Origin of the sequence: Microbacterium sp. CPCC 204701, assembly GCF_004010105.1 — a bacterium.
In the GTDB taxonomy this organism is placed as follows: domain Bacteria; phylum Actinomycetota; class Actinomycetes; order Actinomycetales; family Microbacteriaceae; genus Microbacterium.
In genome coordinates, this window is sequence record NZ_RRYE01000144.1 from 1 (window position 1) to 7167 (window position 7167).

At 69.2% G+C, this 7167-nt stretch carries 5 protein-coding genes; all 5 read left to right on the forward strand.

Features of this window, described 5'->3' with window-relative positions; translation table 11 throughout:
- The first annotated feature begins 340 nt into the window (after positions 1–340).
- Entirely contained in the window at positions 341–1354 is a 1014-nt protein-coding gene (locus EIO58_RS09970; RefSeq protein ID WP_127819409.1) for a carbohydrate ABC transporter permease, read from the forward strand.
- Complete coding sequence (locus tag EIO58_RS09975) at positions 1354–2304, forward strand: carbohydrate ABC transporter permease (RefSeq protein WP_127819410.1); 951 nt, start codon at positions 1354–1356, stop codon at positions 2302–2304. The genes EIO58_RS09970 and EIO58_RS09975 overlap by 1 nt, the downstream gene beginning before the upstream one ends.
- 189 nt (positions 2305–2493) lie before the next feature.
- Positions 2494–3858 carry an ABC transporter substrate-binding protein gene (locus EIO58_RS09980; RefSeq protein WP_127819411.1) on the forward strand — a complete coding sequence of 455 codons (1365 nt, stop codon included), beginning with the start codon at positions 2494–2496 and terminating at the stop codon, positions 3856–3858.
- Positions 3859–3992: 134 nt separating this feature from the next.
- Positions 3993–6485: a glycoside hydrolase family 38 N-terminal domain-containing protein gene (locus EIO58_RS09985; protein ID WP_127819412.1), complete on the forward strand. Its 2493-nt coding sequence runs from the start codon at positions 3993–3995 to the stop codon at positions 6483–6485.
- A 7-nt stretch (positions 6486–6492) separates the two neighbouring features.
- A partial coding sequence (locus tag EIO58_RS09990) for an ABC transporter ATP-binding protein (protein ID WP_164861620.1) occupies positions 6493–7167 on the forward strand: 675 nt, incomplete at its 3' end.

Genomic DNA, 7167 nt, shown 5'->3' on the forward strand with positions numbered 1-7167 from the left:
CGCCCCGGCTCGAGGAGCACCGCCCGGGAGCCGGCGCGTGCCGCGGCGACGGCGGCGCACACCCCGGCCGACGTCGCCGCGTACACCACGACCTCCGTCGCGATCACGATCGCCGCCCGCGGAGAAGCACAGCGGAGCCGCCTCGCGCAACCCCTGTGATGGGCGGGCGGCGCGTGCCTAGCATCGCGACATGCGAGTGCCGGCAGGTGGCGTGCGGTTGCGGGGAGAGGCGGCGGAGCCGTATAGTCTGGGCCATGTGGTAACGATGCCACATCTCGAGGTGGAGAAGTGAGATGACGAAGAAGAATCGCCCGGAGGTCGCACTGAGCGAGGCCTCGCGATGAGCGTCACGTCGCAGCCCGACGCCGTCGTCGAAGCGCTCGAGGAGGCGTCCGGCACCACGAAGAAGCGTCGCCGGCCGGGCGGCCGTGACAACGAGCGCGCACCCAAGGCCAAGGTGCACTACAACAAGCGCGAAGCGCTCGCGGGGTACCTGTTCATCTCGCCGTGGATCATCGGATTCCTCGTCTTCACGGCGGGGGCGATGGTCTACAGCCTGTACATCTCGTTCAGCAACTACAACCTCGCGACCAACACGGCGCGGCCGGTGGGCATCACCAACTACGCCGACCTCTTCGAGGACCCGCGCGTCGGAGTGTCACTGGCGAACACGCTGTTCTACGTCGTGATGGCGGTGCCGCTCGAGATCATCTTCGCCCTCGTCCTCGCCATGCTGCTCAACCGCGTCGGCCGCGGCGCCGGGGCATTCCGCACCCTGTACTACCTGCCGAAGATGACGCCGGCGGTGGCGACGGCATCCGTCTTCTTCCTGCTGCTCAACGGCAACACCGGCGCGATCAACCAGGGCCTGCGCTTCTTCGGCATCCAGGGCCCGCAGTGGCTGGTCGACCCCGCGTGGGTCAAGCCCAGCATCGTCATCATGACGCTGTGGACCGTGGCCGGCACGATGGTCATCTTCCTCGCGGCACTGAAGAACGTTCCCGTGGAGCTCTACGAGGTGGCCTCGCTCGACGGCGCCGGGCCGATCCGCAAGTTCTTCTTCATCACGCTGCCCATGATCTCGGGCGCGATGTTCTTCAACGTCATCGTGCTCTCGATCGCCGCGTTCCAGGTCTTCGACCAGGCGTACATCCTGTTCTGGCGAGATCAGAGCAACGCCTCGCCGGAGGCGTCCCTGTTCTATGCGATCTACCTGTTCCAGCAGGCGTTCCGTCAGTTCAACTTCGGATTCGCCGCCGCCATGGCCTGGCTGCTGTTCGTGATCATCATGGTCATCACGGTCATCCAGGTGAAGTTCGGCAACCGGTTCGTCTACTACGAGGGAGACCGCTGATGTCGGCGTCGCTGCAGACCCCGGGCGTCACGCGCTCCGTTCCCGAGGCCGCCACGGTCGCCGTGACCGTGCCGAAGCGTTCGGGCTGGCGGCGCAACGTCGCGCAGCCGAAGACGCTCGCCGGCCGCGTCGTGCTGACGATCTTCCTCGTCGGCTTCGCGCTGCTGTTCCTCTACCCGTTCGCGTGGCTGCTCGCGGCGAGCTTCAAGCCGCGGGGCGAGGTCTTCGACAACGCGCTGATTCCGAAGACCTTCGTCCCCGAGAACTACGTCGAGGTGTGGAACCAGCTGCCGCTGCTCAGTTGGATGTGGAACAGCATCGCGATCGCGCTGCTCGCGGCGACCGCCGTCGCGGTGTCGAGCTCGATCGTCGCGTTCGGCTTCGCGTACTTCAAGTTCCCCGGCCGCGGGCTGCTGTTCGGGCTCGTGCTCGCGACGATGATGCTGCCGGGCGCCGTCACGATGATCCCGATCTACCTGATCTGGAAGGAGACCGGATTCCTGGGGACGTGGGTGCCCCTGTGGGGCATGAACCTCTTCGGCTCGGCCTTCTACATCTTCCTGCAACGCCAGTTCTACCTGGGCCTGCCGCGAGAGCTGTTCGAGGCCGCGCGCCTGGACGGAGCGAGCTACTGGGGCCTGTTCTGGCGCATCGCGATGCCGCTGTCGATCCCGTCGTTCGTGATCGTGTTCCTGTTCGAGTTCCAGGCGAGCTGGAACAACCTGCAGGCCGCGCTGATCTATCTGAACGCAGGCCAGGTGAGCGACTTCACCGCTCCACTGGGCATCGCCTACGCGATGACGAAGTACAGCCCGACCGCGGGCGGTCACGGCGACTACCAGTATGTGATGGTCGCATCGCTGCTGGTCACCCTCCCGATGCTCATCATGTTCGCCTTCGGCCAGCGGTACTTCATCGAGGGCGTCGCGACGCAGGGCCGCAAGGGATGAGGCGGATGCCGCTCCCAGCGTGACATCGATTCCACAACGTACACATCACAAACCAATAAATACGCGGGTTGCACCGTTGCCCGGTACCCGCCGGGTGGCTAGCGTCATGTGGGAAGGTTCCCATACATCGGGAAACTCCGCTCACGTGACGGCGGCGACGGTGCCGCCCCGAAATCGAAAGGGAGACACATGCGCAAGCGCATCATCGGAATCGCCGCACTCGCGGCGTCCGCCGTCATGCTCGCGGGCTGCGGCGGTGGTGGTGGCGGCGGTGGCACCGGCGGCGACGCCGACTTCGACGCCGAGCCCACCGGGACCCTCTCGGCGTGGGGCTTCGAGAACGCCGACGACGTCGGTCAGTCCCGCCTGGACTACGCGGAGGAACAGCTCAGCGACGTCGAGGTCGAGCTCGACGCCACCGCCTTCGACGCGCAGAAGTTCACTACGCGCCAGGCGAGCGGCGATGTGCCCGATGTGGTGCAGATGGACCGCCGCTACGTCACGCAGTACGCGGCGCAGGACCTCATCATGCCGCTCGACGACTGCTTCGACGCGCAGGGCGTCAGTCCCGACGACTACTGGTACCCGTTCGTCGTGGACGACATCCGCTACGAGGACTCGATCTGGGCAGTGCCGCAGTTCTACCAGCCGCCGGCCATCATCCTGAACAAGCGCGTGATGGATCAGGCGGGTGTGACCGCCGAGGAGATCGACACCTCGAACCCCGACGCGCTGCTCGGCGCCATCGCCAAGATGTACCAGGAGTCCGGCGGTGTCCCGTCCCGCCTGGGCTTCGACCCGGTCTCGACGGGCCAGGCTCCGCTGTGGATCCTCGGCATGGGCGGCCAGCTCACCGACGACGAGGGAACGCCCACGCTCGACGACCCGAGCAACATCGCGGGCATCGAGCTGCTCACGCAGATCAACGACGCACAGGGCGGCTACGCCGTGGTGAAGAGCTTCACCGACTCGTTCGACACCTTCGGCGACAACAACCAGTACGTCACCGACCAGGTGGGTGCGCAGGTGAACGCGCAGTGGTACCCGAACGTGCTGTCGCCCTATGTCGACCAGATCGAGATCGAGGCGGTGCCGTTCAAGGACGCCGAGGGCAACCCGTTCTCGGTGTCGGGCGGACAGGCGTTCGTCATCCCCGCGGGTGCCGAGAACCCCGCCGCCGCGTGCGCGTGGATGATCGAGCTGACGAGCGAGGAAGCGTGGGCCGCGGCCGGCGCCGCGCGCGCCGAGACGCGCGCTGAGGACGGCGGCATCAACACCGGCCTCTTCACCGGCTCGCCGGGCCCCGACCAGTCGATCCGCGAGGAGTACGTCGTCGAGTCGGGCAACGCGGGCTTCGACCAGGTGATCGACACGTACTACGAGGTGCTCGACTACGGCCAGTCGTTCGGCTCGTCGCCTGCCGGTCAAGACATCCAGAACGAACTGAACAACGCCATCACCGCGGCGCTGCTCGGCGACAAGACGCCCGAAGAGGCTCTCGCCGACGCGCAGGCCGCGGCGATGCGGGCGTACGAGAACGCGACCGCCGGCTGACGGTCAGCGCTCGCCGCTTGGGGGGAACGGGGGCGGGTCGACTTCGGTCGGCCCGCCCCTTCCCACTGGGCCGCAGCTCGAATCCACGACACGTGTCCACACCACCGACGAAGCACAGGAACCACGACTCAGCGATGTCGATCCGACAGATCCTCCTCATCGGCCACACTCACCACGATGTCGGCTACACCAACAGTCCCCGCCTGGTCGACCGCATGCATGCCCGCATCGTCGACCGGGTGCTCGATCTCGCCGACGAGCACGCCACCGCGGGGACGGACGGCTTCCGTTGGACCTTCGAGGTCGCCCGCCCCGTGCTCTCGTTCCTCCAGCACGCGACGTCCGACCGCATCGCCCGCCTCGCCGAGCTCTCGCGCTCGGGCGCGGTGTCGGTCACCGGCGGCTACCTCGACATGACGCAGCTTCCGAGCGCATTCGAGCTCGACGCCGCCTACGACCAGCTCGAGCGCATCCGCGAGGCGGGCATCGGCATCCGCACCCAGCAGCACGGCGACGTCAACGGTCTGTCGTGGGGCACCGTGGATCAGATGACGGATGCCGGCATCACGCGCCTCGTGATGGCGCTGAACCCCGACCACGGCCGTCCGCCGTTCGTACAGCCGAGCGGCTTTCGCTGGGAGGGGCCGACGGGCCGCTCGGTCTTCGTGTGGCTTTCGACGCACTACGGGTTCGGCGAGGAGTGGGGCATCGTCGACGTCGAGCCGGCCGAGGAGCGCATCGCGGCGTTCGTCGGCGAGCTGGAGCGACGTGACGACTACCCGTGGGGCACCGCGGTCGTCCATGCGGGCAACGACAACCGCTGGCCCACCGCGCTGTTCCTCGACGTCGTCCGCCACTGGAACACCCGGCATCCCGAGCTGCCCATGCGCACCGCGACGATCGACGAGGCCATGGACGAGCTCGAGGCCGAGCTCGAGGCCGAGGCCGAGGCCGAGGCCGAGGCTGCCGGGGAAGGGTTCGAGGTGCCGACGGTCCGCGGCGAGTGGGCGGACTGGTGGTCGCACGGCCACGGGTCGACCGCGCGGGAGGTCGCGGTGTACCGCGAGGCCCGCACGTTCGCGCGCGCGGCGCAGAGCACGCTGTCGCTCGCACGGCTCGCCGGAGGCACGTCGGCACCGATGTTCGACGTGCTCGGCTACCGTCGCGGGCCGGTGCGGCTGCGCACCGACGACGAGATCGCCGACGACCTCGAGCACGTCGACGAGCAGCTGCTGCTGTACGGCGAGCACACGTGGGGCAGCTGGGAGACGTACTCGAAGCCCCACTCGACCTTCAGCCACTCGCACCACAACGCCACGTCGGCGTTCGCCTACAACGCGTTCGATCACGCGCGCGACCTCGCGATCGAGGGCTGGTTCCGCTACGCCTACGCCGGCGGAGGAACGCAGGATCCCTCGACGCACGGCGCGATCGTGGTGGTGAACCCGACCGAGGCCCCGCGCCGCGAGGTCGTCGACGTCGAGGTCGCCGGCACGCGACGCGTGCGACTGCGCGCCGACGTCGGGCCCTTCGAGGTCGCGGTGCTCGCGGTGCCCGCGCCGGCGGCAGAAAAGGAGGCAGCCGACGGCCCGATCGCTGCGGGCGTCTACCTCGTGACCGTCGACCCGGCCCGCGGAGGGGTGGTGTCGCTCGTCGACACGACCGACGGCCGCGAGCTGGTCGATGCGACGGCCGCCGCCCCTCTTGGCGCCGTCGTCGACGAGATCGTCGAGGCCGGGTCGCGGCATCCGATGATCACGCAGTCCCCGAAGCTCTTCCACCCCGACCATCCGGGCCCGGTGTTCGAGCGCGTGGTCGCGACGGGGGACGGACCGGTGCGTGTCAGCCGCTCCGCCGGCGTGACTCAGATCCGCTGGGAGACCTCGGCGCCCGGCATCCCGAGCGTCGTCACGACCCTCGTCGTCGCGGACGGCGCCGCCGACATCGACCTCGAGGTGCGCATCGGCAAGCCCGAGCGGTTCGTCCCCGAGAGCGTGCTCGTGACGTTTCCGTTCGCCGCGGCGGAGCCGGAGTTCCTCCTCGAGACCGCGGGCGCGGTGTTCGCCGCGGATCGCGAGCAGCTGCCCGACACCAGCAGGGACTGGTACTCGATCCAGCACGCCGTCGGTGTCTCCGGCCGCGACGGCGGCATCCTGTGGGGCTCGACGGATGCACCACTGGTGCAGGTCGGCGGGCATCACACCGGCAGATGGGCGGACGCGCTCGAGGTGACAGGCGGCCACGTCAACAGCTGGCTCATGAACAACCTGCACTTCACGAACTTCCAAACCCGGCAGGAGGTGACGCGCCGCTTCCGCTACCGGTTCCGGCCGGTCCCGGTGGCGACCGCCGCCGACGTGCGCCGCCTCGGCCGTGATCTGCTCGAGCCGCTGCATGCACGGCACTCCGTCGCGCCGCCCACGGCACCGCCGCGACCGCCGATCGAGGTCACGCCGAGCGACTCGGTGCTCCTCGAGCTGCGGCCGGTCGACGGCGGCGTGCGGGCGCGGCTCCGCAACATCACGGGCGACGAGGTGACAGCCTCGGTCTCGCGCGACGGCCATCGCGTGTCGGTCGCCGTGCCGGCGGCGGGCACCGCCGACGTGCTCTTCGATACGCAGGGGTGAGCGTGCCATGAGCTCCCTGCAGGCTCCGACCGGCTCGCCGCTGCGGCTGCTGCTGTGGCAGGCCTCCCGGCAGCCGGCGACCCTCGTCGGAGGCGTCGTCTTCGGCGTGGCGTGGATGCTGTGCCAGGTGATCTGGCCCTACCTGCTGGGGCGCGCCATCGACGCCGGGCTCGACGACGGGCTGCAGGGTGTGCTGCCGTGGTGCGCCGGGCTCGGCGCGATCGCGATCGCGCAGGCGCTGTTCGCGGTGCTCCGGCATCGCATGGCGGTGTCGAACTGGCTGCGGTCGTCGCTCGGCGTCTCGCGCATCATCGGCTACCACAGCGCGGAGACGGGCGCCGCGATCGCCGCCGACAGCTCCGCGGGCGAGGTCGCGTCGACCGTCGCGAACGACGCGCTGCGCGTGGGCGAGATGTTCGACGTCACCGCGCGGTTCTCGGGCGGAGTCGTCGCCTACGTCGCGGTCGGGGTGATCGCGACGTTCACCTCGCCCGCGCTCGGCCTGTTCGTGCTGCTCGGGATGCCGGTGCTCGTGGCGGTGCTGACGCTCTTCGTGCGTCCGCTCGCGCGCCGGCAGGCGGCGTGGCGCCGCGAGCAGGGCGCGCTCACCGAGCTCGCGGCCGACACCGTGGTCGGCCTGCGGGTGCTGCGGGGCATCGGCGGCGAGGACCAGTTCGTCGAG

What these genes read in the sequence shown, in the direction of transcription:
- EIO58_RS09970 (WP_127819409.1), top strand. Translation starts at nt 341, where the DNA reads ATGAGCGTCACGTCGCAGCCCGACGCCGTCGTCGAAGCGCTCGAGGAG.
- EIO58_RS09975 (WP_127819410.1), top strand. Translation starts at nt 1,354, where the DNA reads ATGTCGGCGTCGCTGCAGACCCCGGGCGTCACGCGCTCCGTTCCCGAG.
- EIO58_RS09980 (WP_127819411.1), top strand. Translation starts at nt 2,494, where the DNA reads ATGCGCAAGCGCATCATCGGAATCGCCGCACTCGCGGCGTCCGCCGTC.
- EIO58_RS09985 (WP_127819412.1), top strand. Translation starts at nt 3,993, where the DNA reads ATGTCGATCCGACAGATCCTCCTCATCGGCCACACTCACCACGATGTC.